The sequence below is a fragment of the Sphingorhabdus sp. genome, assembly GCF_046292425.1.
Lineage (GTDB): Bacteria > Pseudomonadota > Alphaproteobacteria > Sphingomonadales > Sphingomonadaceae > Sphingorhabdus_B.
On sequence record NZ_JBKBQV010000013.1, the window covers coordinates 17205 to 33238 of the forward strand.

The window sequence follows — 16034 nt, forward strand, 5'->3', positions numbered from 1 at the left end:
GTGCACCAAAACTCTCAAGCACGACCTGCCCGCCGTCGTTCAATCCAAGGTAAAAATGGGAACATGAATTGCTCGCGGATCGATAAACGCTTGCGATCGTCTTGCCCGGCGACAGCCGATTCACCCTCACGGAAAGTACCGAATATTCGGTCGAAGATAATCACGCAGTTCCCGTAGTTACAGCGGGTGTCTTCAAAACTTAACGCGGTGTGGTGCAGACTGTGGTGCTGGATGGTCGTGAAAAAGAATGAAAACCATTTTGGCGGATCGGCTCTGACATTGGCGTGGGCATAATAAGAAATAGCACCGAGCGCGTTGAACGCCGCAAACATGGGTGCCTTGTCAAAATCGAGAAGTGCAATCACGCTAAGACTTATCAGGAATAACTCTATGGGGTTGCCGACATAGCCTTTCATAGCATTCAGCTGCGTTATATGATGATGCGGGGCATGCGTTGACCAAAGCCAGGCATTGTTGTGCATCCAACGGTGGAGCCAGTATTGGCCGAACTCGACCAGCAACATTACCGCCGCGACCTGAACCAGGAAGGGCAGTTCTGCAATCCATGGGGTCGAAATGCCCAGTGCTTCCTTGGCCTCAGCCATTGGACTATTAGCTAAAGCATCGCTCATCCACGAAATGGCGGTGATTCCAAAAAAGACGTAGAAGATGTCAGTCAGGAATTCCTGACGGTTGATCCTCCACCCTACGTGCCGCTCGTTGACAAATTCCATCAGTTGGACAAAACCAAGCACTACCAGTCCAACCGCAGTGATTGACCACCAAGTGTCGACCACGGTCGGTGGCGCAAAGGCCCAAAATGCCAGAATTGCGGCAACGGTTGCCGGCGGCAATAAATTGAAAATGGATTGTTTCATCGGTCCTCCCTTCCCAAAGTGCATGGGCTAGCGCTTGCAAAGCGCCGGTTTTTGAGCGACCATTGTCCGTCTACCGACAAACAAAGCGTCCGTCGAGTGCAAACCGTTGCGAATGTTTACAAACCGCTGGGAAGCGTGTTGCGGCAGGGCAAACAAACCCATTCACTGGCGTACATTTCGGTGACATGTATCCACAGGGATGGAGGGCTTTTCGATGCGTTATCTACCCATTATTGCTTTGTTGACCAGTTTAGGAGGATGCGCTGGCACAGAACCGCCCCGTGGGGCAGGCCCAGACCCCTTGCATGTTGCAGCAGAAAGGCTGATCGATGCCTTCTACTCCTATGATCCTCGTCAACTGCTCGCGGCATTGGCCGATGCTCCTGCCTCGCAGCCACAGTTACTATTTTATCAAGGTTGGGCTGATGCAGGAAACTACGCGATCATTGACCGTGCTCCGTGCCAGTTCGTCGACGAAAGCGAAATAGTCTGTGCAATCACAGTTCGTGACGATCTAATTGCAGCGCTAGGCACCGGTTATTGGGTTACAGACAAGTTTCATTTGACGATCAGGGACGGACGGATAGTTGAAGTTCGTAATAGCTCAAATGATCCGCCCGAGTTTGACTTGGCTTTGAACTGGCTGCGGCAGCGTCGCCCTGACATAATGGGTGGCCCTTGTCGGGGATTCTTTGCGGGTGGCTCAACCCCTAAAGAGTGCGTCCGTGCGGTGGTCGAAGGTTTTAAAGAGTATCGGGCCTCCACCAAGTCTAATGTTTCCGCGATTGGGACGAGACTTGCTGACCCTCGTCAGCTAGGCCCATTACCAGTGTCAAATCCTGTTGCCTATGTCACCGCCTAGCTACCATGCGAATGTTATGGAGATTTCCCAACAAGGGGTGCGAGATGAATATCTGGCAAAAAAACGGACCGGAAGCAGCATGTCGGGATATGTGCGCTAATCTTAGATAACCCGTTGGCCCTCCACGCCCACTGGGCAAACCCGGTGATTGACCAGTGCTATGTCTTCTTGGCTCGCAAGCCAAAATGGCGCAAATTGTCCGTCATGCCCAAACAGCGCTGATGTAATGTGGGCCGCGCCGGCTGTTTCCCATAATGCCTTGAACGTATCACGCATAGGGTCCTCGACAACATGTGTCGTTCCTCGAATATGGATAATCCATGCAGCGACAGCCTCAAGAATGGCAGGGCATTGCCGCCCCTGCTTTTGATGAAAGGCCAATGTCTCTAACCAGCGCTGTGGTATCTTCTGGCTTCCGTCCATGGCGATTTGGATGAGCCGGTGATTAAGTGCTGGATTGGCGAAGCGTGCGATCAAGGCGTCGGCATAAGACGCTAGATTTTGTTCCCCAGCAGGTTTGAGGCTAGTTGCCGCCTCCTCGCGCATGAGTATATTCGCAAGCTTCAGTATGTACGGATCAGCGACTGCCTGATGCACAAATTCATGGCCTTTTTGCAGCCCGATATACGCAAGTGCAGAGTGCGCTCCATTCAGCATACGGAGCTTGGCAGTTTCAAACGGAACGACATCTTCTGTAAACTGCGCGCCCCCGACTTCCCAGCAGGGGCGTCTGCCCGCAAAATTATCTTCGATCACCCATTGGGTAAATGGTTCGGTAACGACAGCAGCCTCGTCCAGTCCGCCCAAAACTCCGGCGATGGATTGCCGGTCATCATCTGTCGTCGCTGGAACAATTCGGTCTACCATTGTTGATGGACAGGTGCACTCATCCTCGAACCAACTCACCAAATCCGGTGCGCAACGCTGCAGATAGGCCCGCATAAGTTCCGCAAGCTGTGCTCCGTTGCTCGCCAAATTGTCGCAACTAAGCAGCGTCAAGCCGCCGAGTTTAGAGGCGCGCCGTCGCTGCATAGCCGCAGCCAAATAAGCATAAACTGACCGATCATCCGCTTGGGCGAAATCCAAAGTGCCGTCGGGTGCCCGGCAATAGCCTTTTTCGGTGATTGTAAAACTGACAATGTGGGTGTCTCTCGATGCCAGCGCAGCGATCAATGCATCTGGTTCATTAGCGGCGACGAGCACTTTTTTAACCGCGCCAATGACGCGTGTCTTATCGCCATCCTTGGATCGTTCGGTGACCGAATATATTCCGTCTTGCGGGTTCATTTGCGCTGCCACAGTTGGACTGCGTAAGGACACACCAATGATACCCCAGTCACGGTCACCAGCGTTCATTGCGTCATCGGTGTAAACCGCCTGATGGGCGCGGTGGAATGCACCTATCCCGAAATGCACGATGCCTGCTTTTTGAGCGCTTCGGTCATATTTGGGAAGCACGACATCCGCTGGCAAAACCGCAGTCCGACTAAGCCTCATAATTTATAGGCCTGCTTCGCAAGATTGTAGCTGAGGTCAACTGCAAGATCCGCTGCTTCCCATTCCTCCATGCGGTGTTCAGCGACGAGCTGCGCCAAAAATCCGCAGTCAATACGGCGCGCAACATCATGTCGCGCCGGTATGGACAGAAACGCCCGCGTGTCATCGTTAAAACCGACGGTGTTATAAAATCCTGCTGTTTCGGTCATGTTGGTACGGAACCGGCGCATGCCTTCCGGACTATCGTGGAACCACCAGGCTGGTCCAAGTTTCAATGCCGGATAATGCCCCGCAAGCGGCGCAAGTTCGCGCGCGTAAGTGCTTTCATCCAGAGTGAAGAGAATGATGGTCAGATCCGCATTGTTGCCAAACCTTGCCAGCAGCGGTTGAAGCTGCTCGACATAGCCAGTACGCGTTGGAATATCGGCGCCTTTATCTCTCCCAAAGCGTTCAAAGAGCATGGGGTTATGATTGCGGTATGCGCCCGGGTGGATTTGCATGACCAGGCCATCATCGACGCTCATACGTGCCATTTCGGTCAACATTTGGGCGCGGAACAGCTCGGCATCCTGTTTAATTACAGGGGAAGATAACACGCGCTTAAACAGCTTTTCTGCTTCGGCTGTGCTCAGGTCCGCCGTTTGTGCCGTCGGGTGTCCATGGTCGGTCGAGGTTGCGCCCATGGATGCAAAAAAAGCCCTGCGCTTGCGATGGGCATTCAAATAGCCCTGCCAATTGAAACAATCTTCGTCGGTCAATTGCGCCATTACGGCGAGATTGTCATGGAAGCCTTCAAATTCCGGATCGACTACTGGGTCGGGGCGGTAAGCCGTAATGACGCGTCCAGTCCAACCGCTATCTCGGATGGCTTTATGATGGCGAAGGTCATCAAGCGGGCTTTCCGTGGTCGCGATCACTTCGATATTGTAGCGTTCAAATAAAGCGCGCGGGCGGAAGGCGTCAGTCCCCAGCGCTGCGGTGATGTGGTCATAATAATGGTCGGAAGTCTCCGCCGACAACAGCATGTCGATTCCGAAGGTGACGCTGAATACCCAATCGAGCCACATGCGTGTCGGCGTGCCACGAAACAGATGATATCGCTCGGCAAATAATCGCCAGCTTTCGCGCGGATCGGCGTCGGGATTGCGTATGCCAAGCGCTTCAAGTGGGACGCCCTGGGAATAAAGCATACGGAATACATAATGGTCTGGATGAAGCAGTAATTCGGTTGCGTTGCCGAAAACATCGTCCGTCGCCCACCACCTTGGGTCCGTATGGCCATGCGGGCTGATGATCGGCATATGCGCCACGCCGTCGTAGAGTCGGCGGGAGATAGCTCGGACGTTCGGATCAGTTGGGAAAAGCCGATCAGCATGGAGGGTCAGAGCGCTTGGCATGTTTTAAAATCCTTGGGTGCGGGCAAAGTTCAGGAAAAGTTCCGGCCAAGCCTCGGCAGGCTTGCCGATCGCCTTGCGCAAGCCAAAGCCGTGGCCGCCATGTGCAAAGATATGCGTTTCCACCACGATGTTTCGGGCGCGGATCGCGGCCCGCAACAGCAGGGCGTTGTCGACCGGAACGACGTCGTCATCCTCAGCATGCAACACAAAAAATGGTGGTGCATTGTCCGGCACGTTGAGATGCGGGCTATGTTTCTGTTCCTCTATGACCGAAGGCGTAGGGCCCAGCAGCTTTTCCCGGCTTCCTGGATGTGCATTGGGCGTGCGCATGGAAATCACGGGGTAAACGGGCGCTGCAATCATCGGGCGCGCCGATAATTTGTCAGCTTCGTCTAATGGCTTGTAGGTTTGAACGGCGAACCTTGTTGCAAGGTCTGCGCATAAATGGCCGCCTGCGGAAAACCCCATCACGCCAACCTTTCCCGGGTCAATGCCATAAGTCGCCGCACGCGACCGGATAATGCGCATAGCCCTTTGGGCATCCGACAGACCAACATCCGGTCCAGCGGCCCAACCCTCGCCGGGCAAGCGATAGAACAAGACAAAGACCGTATAACCCCGCGCCGCAAGCCAGCGGCCCATTTCATACCCTTCTTTATCGATTACGACCCAGCGATACCCACCGCCGGGCGTTATAAGGACCGCAGCGCCGTTAGATTGGGCGGGCCGAAACACGACCATGCGAGGACGGCTGATGCCGAAAACCGCCCGGTCGGTAAGTTGCGCATCGGTGGACCGCTCATTGACTGTCTCCACGAGCGGCACCGCTGGCGCACCCGGGGCGCCATCCGGCCAAAGGTCGATTGTTTCCGTTGGCTGGTATAAGCCCGCTGGCAGTGCCAACTTTGTCCCGGGAGGGGGCGTTTGTCCAAAAGCGGATCCCGCGACGCTGGCTGCCGCCATTGCCATTAATGTGCGCCGATCAAATGTCATAAGGCCTCGTAGGTGAAATTGCGGAAGCGAGCTTGCCCCCGCCCTGCGGCATAAAGCGCCGGACGCAAGGACAGGAAGTCGTAGGCAACATTGTGGTGGTAGCCGGAAACTTCCATCTGGACATCGAACTTGCGCCACGTCTGCCGACCGTCATTGCTCGTGTGTATCGTGAGGATATTGCGGTCATTGGTCAGCCGGATCGACAGGCTGCCTGCATTGTCCTTTGACGAATCGGCGCCACGCGATCTTTGCAAGCCGTAACGGTGCATCATCAGCGCTCCGTTCCCGAAACCAAGCCCCGCGTAAAGGCGGCGGTTATAGAATAACAGCAAGCCTGCTTCTGCGCCGTCATCGACATTAATATCGACCGTCACGCGATAGGCGTGGTCGCCAGCAATGCAGCATAAGGGCGCACAATCAGAAGGGCTTTTGCCCTTTGCTTCCATATGTAAGGTTCCGTCCAGACGCCGCAGGCGCGACACTTCGTCGGGGGCAGGGTCATAAAATGCCCAGGCTGTACCCATGCGGTCGGTCTGGAAATCATCCGACAATGCCATTCCATGTTGTTGTTGAACGGCATCAATTGGCTTTCTGATTGGGAGCGACAAATCCCCGCCCAAAGGTCTCGGCCAGCCGTCTTCAGCCCATTGCACAGGCTCCAGCAATGCCTGTCGCCCAAGTGTCCAATAGCCATTTTCGTAGCCGTGATACATCATCCACCAGCCACCGTCGGGGCCTTCAAACAGTGTGGCATGACCGCGGGACCACCATTTTTCGCGCGCGGATTGTGTACGAATTAAAGGATTGCGCGGACAATCTTCCCACGGCCCGCCCAATGACCGGCTACGTGCCATAATGACCATATGCCCAGTCGGTGGACCAGCCGTTCCGCCTACTGCCGTCGTCATATAATAATAGTCACCCCGCTTAACGATTTTGGGACCTTCAGGCGCGAAGGTTTCGACAACCCATTCTTCAGGATATTTCCACGGATCGTAGACATGCTCCACCTTGCCAACGGTCGACAATCCATCAGCCGAAAGCCGAACACGGTCTCCGCCCGAAAGAAACAGCCAACGCTGGCCTTTGTCGTCGGTGACATGTGCCGGATCGATATGCTCTGGCAAATTCAGATCAACTGGTTCGCTCCATGGTCCACGGATGTCGTCGGCAAAGATGACATATATCGACTTTTTCTGCGGGGTGCGTGCAGGGATGTAGCAATAATATCGGCGTTTATGCTTGGCCAGGTCCGGTGCCCAAACCGAACCAATGGGCGTCTTTAACGTAGCAGTGACAGGCTGCCAGTTCACAAGGTCACGGCTGTGCCAAATCACAATGCCGGGATAGGCATCGAAACTGGAAAAGGTGAGATAATAGTCATCGCCATCCCGCAACAATGCCGGGTCCGGATGGTCGCCAGCAAATATGGGATTGAGGAAACTACCATTGCCAAGGTCGGCTTTGCGCTGCCCCTCAATACCTTTGGCCCATTCCATCGCGGCATGTGGGTCGAGGCTTGAGGTCGCAGCCGCCCCCTGTCCGAAAGCTGGACTGGATATCAGGGGTAAGCTCCCAATCAAGGCTAGGCTGGTCCGGCGGTCCAATTCCATATCAATACCCTCACATGAAAAAGGACTGGCCACTTTATCCGATGACCAGTCCCCCTTTTAACCTTTAGACAATTGCAGATCAGATTTTGAAGCGCGCACCAAACAGGATCGTGCGACCAAAATGGTTGTTCTCGTAATTGCGGTCAGCGTCAAAGTCAGTGAACCTGTATCGGTATGTGTCGAGCAAATTGTTACCTTCTACAGATACTTCCAACCATTCAGTGAACTTGTAACGGACAGAGGCGTCAAAGTTGGTGGTTGCGCCATAACCTTCCAAAATGTTGCCAGTGCCGCTTGCGCCTTCATGATAGCGGCCACGATAGCTGAGCATCCCGCGGGCGCTGAACTTTCCGTCATCATAATAGAGTGTGCCGTTAAATGCCTTTTTGGTTACATTACCCAGCGTGTTGGTGATGACTTTATTCTGCAAGGCACCTCCGGGAGCAATCGCAGGACCCTGGACATTGAAGCTCGCATTCGAGTCAATGAACGTAGCATTTGCGAGGATGCCAAAGTGCGAGAGCAGCCCATCCGTGAATGCGCTGAACGGGATTTGGGCTGCCAGTTCGATGCCCTTCAACTTTGCCCCCGAGCCATTGACCGTGGTGGACAATGTCCACCGTGGTTCAAGCTGCTGTGCTGGGTTGAGAGCTGCTGGTGATGCGGGGCTGAGCACCGAAGCCGGCAGGCCGGTTTGCGCAAATGTGGCACCGGTAATCGACGCGGATTGCGTGAAGGTGCTTACGTCCTTTTTGAACAATGCGACCGACAACACAGCCTGAGGTGCGAAATACCACTCAAGCGACAGGTCATAGTTTGTCGCCCGATATGGCTCAAGGAACGGGTTGCCGCTGGTTACGCGATAATTGAAACCATCTGCCGAGCCACCCGGGGTCAACGAACCCAGTGTTGGGCGGGTCATCACATCTGCAACCGCAAGGCGCACAATCGTGCTTTCTGTCGGGTACAAAGCCAGGTTCGCCGAAGGCAACCAGTCTTCATAGCTACGGGTTACAGTCGCGGTTACGCCGCTGACAAGCCCGTAAGAGGATTGGTCCGTTTTTGCATAACGGATGCCGGCATTAAGGGCATATTCAAGTCCGAAGACATCACCCTTGGCATCTGCTTGCAAATAGGCACCTTTGGTCGTTTCCTGAACGCCACGGATGTTGCCGACGTCATCTCTGGCAGTCCGGCTGTAGAGACCGGTGAATGCAGTGGTTGCGTCCAAATTCGGAACAATCCAGCTGTTGGTGTTGCCCGCTGGCTGACCTGCTTTGCCCAGATTAAAAATTTGCGACAGCGCAGGGGTCACAGCGAAGCCATAGACAGCAGTGGGGCCGAACAGGCTGCTTGGCGAACAGGCAATTGTACCGGATGTGCTAGCGACAATGCTTGTGCCGCCATTGCCGCATACCGCTGTATCGCGGGTATATGCCTCGGTATCAAAGTTAAACCGCCGCCAAACGGCACCGGCTTTCAAGGTGATACCCTCGTTAACGTCCCACTCGGTGCGTATCTGTGCAGTCTTGAACCGATTGGTCACATTCGAAGGCCGGTCACGAATTTCAGCAAGTTGGAAGTTTGCAGGATCCGTGACGCTGGTTCCAAAAGTCAGCTTTGGAAAGCTCATGTTGGTGTAATCATAGCTGTAACCTTGTGCGTCACGGTCATCGAAAATGACGGTGGTTTCGACAGGAATGCCAGCAGTGGACTTGGAGACGCCACCAAGCGCTGTGAAACGGAAATTGTCGCCAATGTCCTGATCCCAGGTTCCTCCAACTTGGTAGAACTCAGTCTGCGACTTGCGAAGGTAATGCTCGGTGCGAACCCACGCATCATTCAGCGTGGCAGAGATCATATTGTTGTTGGCGTCATAAACGGGGTTTAAGACGTTAATCGAGCGCTCGTTTGAACGCAGCAATACTTCTCCCCACTGCTCCCGGCGCGAAGCGTCATATTTCGAATAAAGTGCGTCGATCGAAAACTTCGTGGCGTCAGTTGGCGAAAATTGGACCGAGCCAGTTACGCCCAAGCGCTCACGATCATGGGCAACCTCGCCGTAGCGAGGGATCCGCGGGTGGAACGCGAGCGCAGCTCTATCGCATCCTGCGCTGGGGACATACGTTCCACCGCTATTGGCTGTGGTGAAGCAATTGACGCCGCCGACATTGTCAAAGCGCGCCTGTGCCCAACGTACAGTGTTATTACCAAGCTCAAGCGTACTTGTTTTTGAATAGGCAGCGGAGACTGAGGCTCCGAATGTTCCCGCATCGTTGCGCCAGCTCAGTAAGCCAGCCAAACGCGGGCCCAAGTCCTTGGACAGATCATTATAGGATCCGACCACCGACATGGCGCCATTCAATCCTGAACGGCCAGCTAAAGGATTGCCGGTATTCAGGTCAACGACGGCACCCAGCGAACCTTCGTCAAGTGATGCTTCCGCTGTCTTGCGGACCACAAGACTGCTAAAAAGTTCGGATGCAAATACATTGAAATCGAATGCGCGATCACGGTTGGCTGCTGCGCCATCGGTCGACGTGGCGATCGTTTCCATGCCGTTGACACGCACGCGTGTAAACTGCGACGAAAGTCCACGAACGGTGATCGACCGGCCTTCACCGCCGTCCCGAGTTATGGAAATCCCTGGAATACGCTGAAGCGACTCCGCCAGATTCTGGTCGGGAAACTTTGCGATATCCTCAGCGACGATCGCATCCACCGCTGCTACAGAGTCGCGCTTAAGGTTCAACGCAGCTTGCAACGAAGCGCGGAACCCGGTCACTACGATAGCATCACCCTCGTTAGCAGGCACTTCTTCAACGGCGGCGTCTTGGCCCGCTGTGCTTTGCGCGTGCGCCGTTCCAATTGCCAGTACGCTGAGCGAGACTGCCGACAGAAATTTCGCTGCAGACCTGTTAAACCCGCGAGATCCAGACTTAATCATTTCCTCTTCCCTTCGCATTTTTCCGGAATTGATACCGGTGTCTTTTGATTCGCGATGCGGTGGAAACCAGCGCATCCTCCCCGTTTTGGGCACGCATTCTTGCGCATTTTGCCCATATTAGTGATAATTTGGCACCTTGGCAGTGCTCTAAAATTTAATTCCAGTCGGTTAAGGTAACCGGTGTCATTTAGACATTGATGCTAACTTCGCTTCATGTCAAGATGGCTTCCAAGGAGATCGAAATGCTTATTCGGATATTGTGGTTTTTAAGTCTCACTTGTTCAGCTCTCCCTGCGGCAGCCCAACCGATGGCCTTTCCCGGCGCGGTAGGTTGGGCAAAAGAAACAGTTGGGGGCCGTGGGGGAAAAATAATCCGCGTTACCAGTCTGGCGGCGGAAGGTCCGGGCACCTTAAAGGCAGCGATTGACACAAAAGGGCCACGTATCGTGGTTTTCGAGGTGGGTGGCGTAATTGACCTCAAACGCACGTCGCTCGAAATAAAGGAACCATTTCTTACCATTGCTGGCCAAACCGCGCCATCGCCCGGCATTACGATTATCAAAGGTGGCATTGACGTTCGCGGGCACGACGTAATTATTCGCCACATCAGGGTAAAAACCGGCGCGGATGGTCAGGCCAAACGCAGCGGTTGGGAAGCGGATTCGCTGTCGACAGTCGCCGCCCGCAACGTCATTATTGACCATTGTAGCCTGACTTGGGGCATTGATGAGAATATGTCGGCCAGTGGCCCGCGTTTCACGGGAAAAACGCTTGCAGAATGGCGTGACGGCACAAGCCGCAACATTACCTTTTCATACAATCTTGCTGGCGAAGGGCTTGCAGATACCAGTCACCCGAAAGGCGAGCATAGCAAAGGGTCGCTGATCCATGATAACGCGACCGGAATATTATTTTACCGCAATATTTGGGCGCATAATGTCGAGCGCAGCCCGCTGATTAAGGGTGGTGCGCAGGCAGCGATGATTAACAACCTGATTTACGACCCCGGCAAGCGAGCTATGCATTATAACTTGATGGCGCTTGAATGGGCTGGTCAGCCATATGTGACTGGGGAAATGACCGCCGTTGGAAACGTGATGCGCGGTGGCCCATCGACAGACGAGGGTTTGCCATTTCTGATGCTCGGCGGCGACGGCGATTTGCGCTACCACGGCCGCGATAACATCGCCGTCGACAAATTTGGCAAGCCGCTACCCATGTTTGGCCGCTACGGGGAAACTCGCGCGCGCCTCATCGAAATCAAAAAGCCAACCATCTGGCCTAGTGGCATAGCAGTTCTGCCATCAAAAGACGTTGAGACGCACGTCCTGGCTAACTCCGGTGCCCGCCCGTGGGACCGTGACGCAGACGATATCCGCGTATTGTTTTTCATTGCCGAAGGTCGGGGAAAAATCATTGATGATGAGACGGAGGTCAGCGCTTATCCGTCACCCAAACCGACGTCGGCGCCCTTTGTCGAATCTGATTGGAACCTCGAAACCATGGAACCGAAATCTGGCCTCTATCCCGGCCAAAAGGCACCAATACAAGAAACAATGTCTGCACGTGACCGTGCCATGCGGCAGTGAGTAAATCCTCATGATTTCTCTGCTTCTTATGCTCGCCGCGCCGCCAATGGTTGTAATTGACGAAAGGGACGTTGTCCGTGAGGAGGCGCCTCCACATGGCGCCATCGGTATGAGCACAGCTTATCGGATCAGTGATGTGGTGCCACAGCCACGGACGATGGAATTCCGCAAGCGCATGTTGCATAAAGGTGCTGCTATTGGGCTTCATCCCATCGCCCATGACGAGGTGTATTATGTGTTGTCCGGCGAAGGCGAGGTGACCTCTGACGGCGTTTCTCGTCGGCTGCGTCCCGGCATGGCCGCCTATTTATATGACGGAGCGGTGGTCGGGATTAGACAAGTTGGCCGCAAGCCTCTTAGTCTCATCATCAGCTATCCGGTTCAGCCGAAATAGCGGATCAGGTTCCAGGCTGAATATAAGGGATGCGCGCAAATAACTCGCGCTCCCAGGCACGTGGGTTGTCAACGACACGGCTTTCATTGTCGAAGATCATCGTCTCTCTCTTATCGAGACTATAAGGCTGCCAGCCCGGATTGCCTGTACGGGCAAAACGGACGAACGCATCCATCACACGCAAGCTCATGATGCGTTGCGCGGCGGTTGCATAAGGCACAGTGCCGAACGAAAGACCGATATCGTCGGTATGCTTGGCTTGCTCAAAATCCAGTTGATATACAAATGCCGGCGCGCCTGCATGCGCGCGCGCTTCTGCCTGAATGACTTGGCCCCGCCAACTGCGCGCTGTGGTGACAATACGGTGGAATAGTTCAAGCGGCGGCGCTTCCGGATATTTCGATCTGAATTCCTGCACGACCCAATCAGGATGGGCATCAATCCGCATTTCCGGTGCAATGCGCTGTGCCAGATTGCTAAAGTCGAGACCGGCCAATTGTTTGGCATTGGGGGCATAGAATGCCCGCGTTTCCAGCACCGTATTGCCCATCATCATCGGTAAATGGAGCGACTGAGGCGCGGCGTCCGGCCAAAAGGGGTGCCGGTGTAGATTTCGCATATCCAGCACTGGGCCCATATAAACCCCGCCGCCAAGAATCGGATCTTGTGCCGACAGCGCCGCAACCAACTCCGCTTGTGAGACCGTCGCTGGGTCGGCACCCTCTAAGCGCGAAAGCAGCGCTTGCGTACGCCGCGCAGCGTTTAGGGGTCCGGATGCCGTCACTTGTTGCCCGCTCATCGTTATTGCTTTGTGGAACAGTCCTTTGGCCGCTGGCATTGCCATCAGTGTCGCGATCTTCGCGCCACCGCCTGACTGACCAAATACCGTCACATTGTCCCGATCGCCGCCGAAGGCCGAGATATTTGCCTGAACCCATTGCAATGCAAGGATGAGATCAAGCTGACCGGTATTACCGCTGTCCGGAAATTGCTCAGGCAAATACAGATAGCCGAAGGCATTTAACCGGTGGTTGACGGTCAGCACGACCACATCGCCGCGCTGGGCCAATGCCGCACCATCGTTCAGTGGATCACTCACGCTGCCGGTCGAATAAGCCCCCCCGTGGAAGTAGACCATCACAGGACGCGGCTTTGACGTCTCTGCCTTGGGTGCCCAAAGGTTGAGGTAGAGACAGTCCTCGCTGGCAGGAAGATAGCGACCGCCGGGTTGTGGGCATGCAGGCCCGAACCCAATAAACTTTTCCAATCTTTTTGCGTCAAACGGCACAGCGCGTGGAGCGCGGAAACGTTCCGCGGTTCCATATTGAATACCCTTCAATATGCGCAAATTATTGCGCGGCTTGGTAGCATAAGCAGGCACCGCCGCTAAAGCCAACGCGCTGCCCATGACAGCACGGCGGCTGAGCAGGTTACCGCCGGACGTCAAGATTGCCGTCCACAAAGGCGTCGATATCAGCCTGACCAAATAAGCTCGCATCACCCGGCAAGGAGTGTTTCAAACTTGTAAGAGCAAGGCCCGTATTTGCCATTAGTTCGGCATCGCCGCCGGCAAAATGCGCGTGCAGTACGCCAGCCGCAAAGGCATCACCTGCGCCAATACGGTCGATAATACCTGTCACATCGACGTCTGCAGTCTGGGCAAAGCTGTCTCTCATATCGACACGTGCCGACAATTGGTGATAATCGGCACTCACTAGATGGCGTGCCGTTGACGCAATCAATTTCAGCGCGGGAAACGCCCCAAATGCTGCGAGCGCCGCTTCGCGCCGACGGTCAGCACCGTCGCCGGAAAAATCCTTTCCCAAAACCAACGATATGTCGCGGTGGTTTCCGAACAATATGTCAGCCAAACCGATCAGCTCGCTTAAAATGGCGCGTGGATTGCTGTCCCATCTTTCCCACAGCAGGGCGCGGTAATTCCCGTCGAAGGAGATTGGTACGCCCAACCGCGCTGCCGTCTTTGCAGCCGCCAGTGCAGCCTTCGCCGATTGGGGGCCAAGAGCCGGCGTGATCCCTGATAAATGCAACATTCCGGCATTGGCGAGCAATGCATCCCAGTCGAAATCCTCCGCTTTTGTCCGCGCGAAGCTTGATCCCAAACGGTCGTAAACAATTTCGGATGCGCGCAGGCCAGCGCCTTGCGCCAGAAAATATAGTCCCATGCGACCATCACATGTCTGGACGTTTGTGCAGTCTACGTTATGAGCGCGGATGGCAGAGACCGCCCCACGACCGAGCGCATTGTCGGGAATGGCACTCACCATCGCCGTATCATGGCCCAAATGGGCAAGGCCAACAGCGACATTCGCCTCGGCGCCACCCACATGTACATTAAAACCGGGCGATTGCATTAATATCTCGCGCCCCGGGGCAGTTAGCCTGATGAGCAATTCCCCAAAGAAGACGATCTGCTTTGCCATGACCAGGTGCTAGCGCGCCAGCCAGCCGCCGTCGACAGCCAGAATATGACCATTGACATAATCGGCGGCGGAAGATGCGAGAAATACCGCAGCGCCGCCGATGTCTTCAGCCTTTCCCCAGCGACCAGCGGGAATGCGATCCACGATTTGCCGGTTGCGGTTGCCGTCTGCTTGCAGCGCTGCTGTATTGTTGGTTTCGATGTAGCCCGGCGCAATGGCGTTCACATTGATGCCCTTTGCCGCCCACTCGTTCGCCATCGCCTTGGTCAGACCGCCAACGCCCGATTTTGACGCCGTGTAGCTTGGCACCCGAATGCCACCCTGAAAAGTCAACATTGAGGCGATATTAATAATCTTGCCAGAACCGCGTGCAATCATGTCCTTGGCCACAGCTTGCGACAGAAAGAACAAGGTTTTGAGATTGGTGTCGATAACCGCATCCCAATCTTCTTCCGTAAAATCCACTGCGTCGTTGCGGCGAATTATCCCGGCATTATTCACCAATATGTCAATTCGACCCAAGGCGGAATTGGCCTCCTCCACCACACGTGCAACGGGTGCAATGGAGGACAGGTCCGCACTGATGTTAACCGCCTTGCGGCCGTTTGCTTCTATGAGGGCAAGTGTCTCCGTCGGCGCGGAACGACCGACCACAGCGAGGTCCGCTCCTGCCTGCGACAGTGCCACCGCAATAGCTTGCCCGATGCCTGTATTGGCTCCAGTCACGAGCGCGGTCTTGCCGGAAAGGTCAAATGGAGCGATCATTTCAGGCAGCCAAGCTCTGCAAATAGGCCGAAATTTCTTCGTCTTGCGAATTAGCATAGAAATAATCGGTAAAGCGGTCACCGGCAATGGCTGCTTTTAGCAAGTCCTGGTCGACTGTCTTGAGGACCGTTAGCATGTCGTGGCAGGTGGCGGCCTTCAAATCTTTCAAAATGCCGCGATTCTTGCGCATGATTTCCGCACGCTCTTTTGGATATCCAAGGCCACGCTCGCCTTCGAATAGCTTGCGGTACACGTCCTGCAGGTTAAGTTCTGCGGCCCAGCCAAATCCCTTGGCATAGGGCATCGAAATTGCATTGCCGTCGTTTATCTGACCAAACAAGAACGCGTCGGTAGGGTCAATGACGAGACCGCAAAACACGCCAGGCATCGCGTTACAAGCGAGCATTGAACCCATGCCCGTGCCGCAGCCTGTCACAACAAAATCCGCTGCTTTGGAATTTAGCAAAATTCCGGCGAGCAAACCGTTCATGATGTAGGTGAGCGACGCATTATCTTCGGCCGTATACATACCATAATTGAAAACCTGATGGCCCAGCGGCTCCGCCACAGCGGTCAGCGCTTCGTTGATGACATTATTCTTGGCCGCTTGGCTGTTTTCCGTGATCAGCGCGATTTTCATAAATACCCTTTCGCATCA

At 54.7% G+C, this 16034-nt stretch carries 13 protein-coding genes; 3 read left to right on the forward strand and 10 right to left on the reverse strand.

Going from position 1 to position 16034, the window contains the following annotated elements:
- Positions 1-14: 14 nt before the first annotated feature.
- A complete protein-coding gene (locus ACK4S7_RS04535; RefSeq protein ID WP_409644796.1) occupies positions 15-878 on the reverse strand; it encodes a sterol desaturase family protein in 864 nt (287 codons plus the stop codon).
- A 214-nt stretch (positions 879-1092) separates the two neighbouring features.
- Here ACK4S7_RS04535 and ACK4S7_RS04540 point away from each other — a divergent pair, with 214 nt between their 5' ends.
- Complete coding sequence (locus tag ACK4S7_RS04540; protein ID WP_409644797.1) at positions 1093-1740, forward strand: hypothetical protein; 648 nt, start codon at positions 1093-1095, stop codon at positions 1738-1740.
- 102 nt (positions 1741-1842) lie between these two features.
- On the opposite strand, the gene ACK4S7_RS04545 is transcribed toward ACK4S7_RS04540, so the two are convergent.
- From ACK4S7_RS04545 to ACK4S7_RS04565, 5 genes are all read right to left on the reverse strand, one after another.
- A complete protein-coding gene (locus tag ACK4S7_RS04545; RefSeq protein WP_409644798.1) occupies positions 1843-3237 on the reverse strand; it encodes a mannitol dehydrogenase family protein in 1395 nt (464 codons plus the stop codon).
- Positions 3234-4634, reverse strand: coding sequence for a glucuronate isomerase (gene uxaC, locus ACK4S7_RS04550; RefSeq protein ID WP_409644800.1), 1401 nt, complete (start codon positions 4632-4634; stop codon positions 3234-3236). The genes ACK4S7_RS04545 and uxaC overlap by 4 nt, the downstream gene beginning before the upstream one ends.
- Before the next feature lie 3 nt (positions 4635-4637).
- Positions 4638-5627: an alpha/beta hydrolase gene (locus ACK4S7_RS04555; RefSeq protein ID WP_409644801.1), complete on the reverse strand. Its 990-nt coding sequence runs from the start codon at positions 5625-5627 to the stop codon at positions 4638-4640.
- Positions 5624-7240: a family 43 glycosylhydrolase gene (locus ACK4S7_RS04560; RefSeq protein ID WP_409644802.1), complete on the reverse strand. Its 1617-nt coding sequence runs from the start codon at positions 7238-7240 to the stop codon at positions 5624-5626. Before ACK4S7_RS04560 ends, ACK4S7_RS04555 begins: the two co-directional genes overlap by 4 nt.
- 79 nt (positions 7241-7319) lie before the next feature.
- Entirely contained in the window at positions 7320-10187 is a 2868-nt protein-coding gene (locus ACK4S7_RS04565; protein ID WP_409644803.1) for a TonB-dependent receptor, read from the reverse strand.
- Between the two features lie 308 nt (positions 10188-10495).
- Here ACK4S7_RS04565 and ACK4S7_RS04570 point away from each other — a divergent pair, with 308 nt between their 5' ends.
- Both ACK4S7_RS04570 and ACK4S7_RS04575 read left to right on the forward strand, forming a co-directional pair.
- A complete protein-coding gene (locus tag ACK4S7_RS04570) occupies positions 10496-11776 on the forward strand; it encodes a polysaccharide lyase family 1 protein (RefSeq protein ID WP_409644828.1) in 1281 nt (426 codons plus the stop codon).
- A 10-nt stretch (positions 11777-11786) separates the two neighbouring features.
- Entirely contained in the window at positions 11787-12170 is a 384-nt protein-coding gene (locus tag ACK4S7_RS04575) for a cupin domain-containing protein (RefSeq protein WP_409644805.1), read from the forward strand.
- Positions 12171-12174: 4 nt separating this feature from the next.
- On the opposite strand, the gene ACK4S7_RS04580 is transcribed toward ACK4S7_RS04575, so the two are convergent.
- Genes ACK4S7_RS04580 through ACK4S7_RS04595 form a run of 4 tightly spaced genes read right to left on the reverse strand, consistent with a single transcriptional unit; the run spans position 12175 to position 16016 of the window.
- Positions 12175-13668, reverse strand: a complete 1494-nt coding sequence (locus ACK4S7_RS04580) for a carboxylesterase/lipase family protein (RefSeq protein ID WP_409644807.1) — start codon at positions 13666-13668, stop codon at positions 12175-12177.
- Positions 13601-14611: a PfkB family carbohydrate kinase gene (locus ACK4S7_RS04585; RefSeq protein ID WP_409644809.1), complete on the reverse strand. Its 1011-nt coding sequence runs from the start codon at positions 14609-14611 to the stop codon at positions 13601-13603. Before ACK4S7_RS04585 ends, ACK4S7_RS04580 begins: the two co-directional genes overlap by 68 nt.
- A gap of 9 nt (positions 14612-14620) precedes the next feature.
- Positions 14621-15376: a 2-dehydro-3-deoxy-D-gluconate 5-dehydrogenase KduD gene (kduD, locus tag ACK4S7_RS04590; RefSeq protein ID WP_409644810.1), complete on the reverse strand. Its 756-nt coding sequence runs from the start codon at positions 15374-15376 to the stop codon at positions 14621-14623.
- Position 15377: 1 nt separating this feature from the next.
- Entirely contained in the window at positions 15378-16016 is a 639-nt protein-coding gene (locus ACK4S7_RS04595; protein WP_409644811.1) for an RpiB/LacA/LacB family sugar-phosphate isomerase, read from the reverse strand.
- Positions 16017-16034 lie beyond the last annotated feature (18 nt).

What these genes read in the sequence shown, in the direction of transcription:
- ACK4S7_RS04540 (WP_409644797.1), top strand. Translation starts at nt 1,093, where the DNA reads ATGCGTTATCTACCCATTATTGCTTTGTTGACCAGTTTAGGAGGATGC.
- ACK4S7_RS04580 (WP_409644807.1), bottom strand. Translation starts at nt 13,668, where the DNA reads ATGCGAGCTTATTTGGTCAGGCTGATATCGACGCCTTTGTGGACGGCA.
- ACK4S7_RS04595 (WP_409644811.1), bottom strand. Translation starts at nt 16,016, where the DNA reads ATGAAAATCGCGCTGATCACGGAAAACAGCCAAGCGGCCAAGAATAAT.
- ACK4S7_RS04570 (WP_409644828.1), top strand. Translation starts at nt 10,496, where the DNA reads ATGGCCTTTCCCGGCGCGGTAGGTTGGGCAAAAGAAACAGTTGGGGGC.
- ACK4S7_RS04555 (WP_409644801.1), bottom strand. Translation starts at nt 5,627, where the DNA reads ATGACATTTGATCGGCGCACATTAATGGCAATGGCGGCAGCCAGCGTC.
- kduD (WP_409644810.1), bottom strand. Translation starts at nt 15,376, where the DNA reads ATGATCGCTCCATTTGACCTTTCCGGCAAGACCGCGCTCGTGACTGGA.
- uxaC (WP_409644800.1), bottom strand. Translation starts at nt 4,634, where the DNA reads ATGCCAAGCGCTCTGACCCTCCATGCTGATCGGCTTTTCCCAACTGAT.
- ACK4S7_RS04535 (WP_409644796.1), bottom strand. Translation starts at nt 878, where the DNA reads ATGAAACAATCCATTTTCAATTTATTGCCGCCGGCAACCGTTGCCGCA.
- ACK4S7_RS04560 (WP_409644802.1), bottom strand. Translation starts at nt 7,240, where the DNA reads ATGGAATTGGACCGCCGGACCAGCCTAGCCTTGATTGGGAGCTTACCC.
- ACK4S7_RS04585 (WP_409644809.1), bottom strand. Translation starts at nt 14,611, where the DNA reads ATGGCAAAGCAGATCGTCTTCTTTGGGGAATTGCTCATCAGGCTAACT.
- ACK4S7_RS04575 (WP_409644805.1), top strand. Translation starts at nt 11,787, where the DNA reads ATGATTTCTCTGCTTCTTATGCTCGCCGCGCCGCCAATGGTTGTAATT.
- ACK4S7_RS04565 (WP_409644803.1), bottom strand. Translation starts at nt 10,187, where the DNA reads ATGATTAAGTCTGGATCTCGCGGGTTTAACAGGTCTGCAGCGAAATTT.
- ACK4S7_RS04545 (WP_409644798.1), bottom strand. Translation starts at nt 3,237, where the DNA reads ATGAGGCTTAGTCGGACTGCGGTTTTGCCAGCGGATGTCGTGCTTCCC.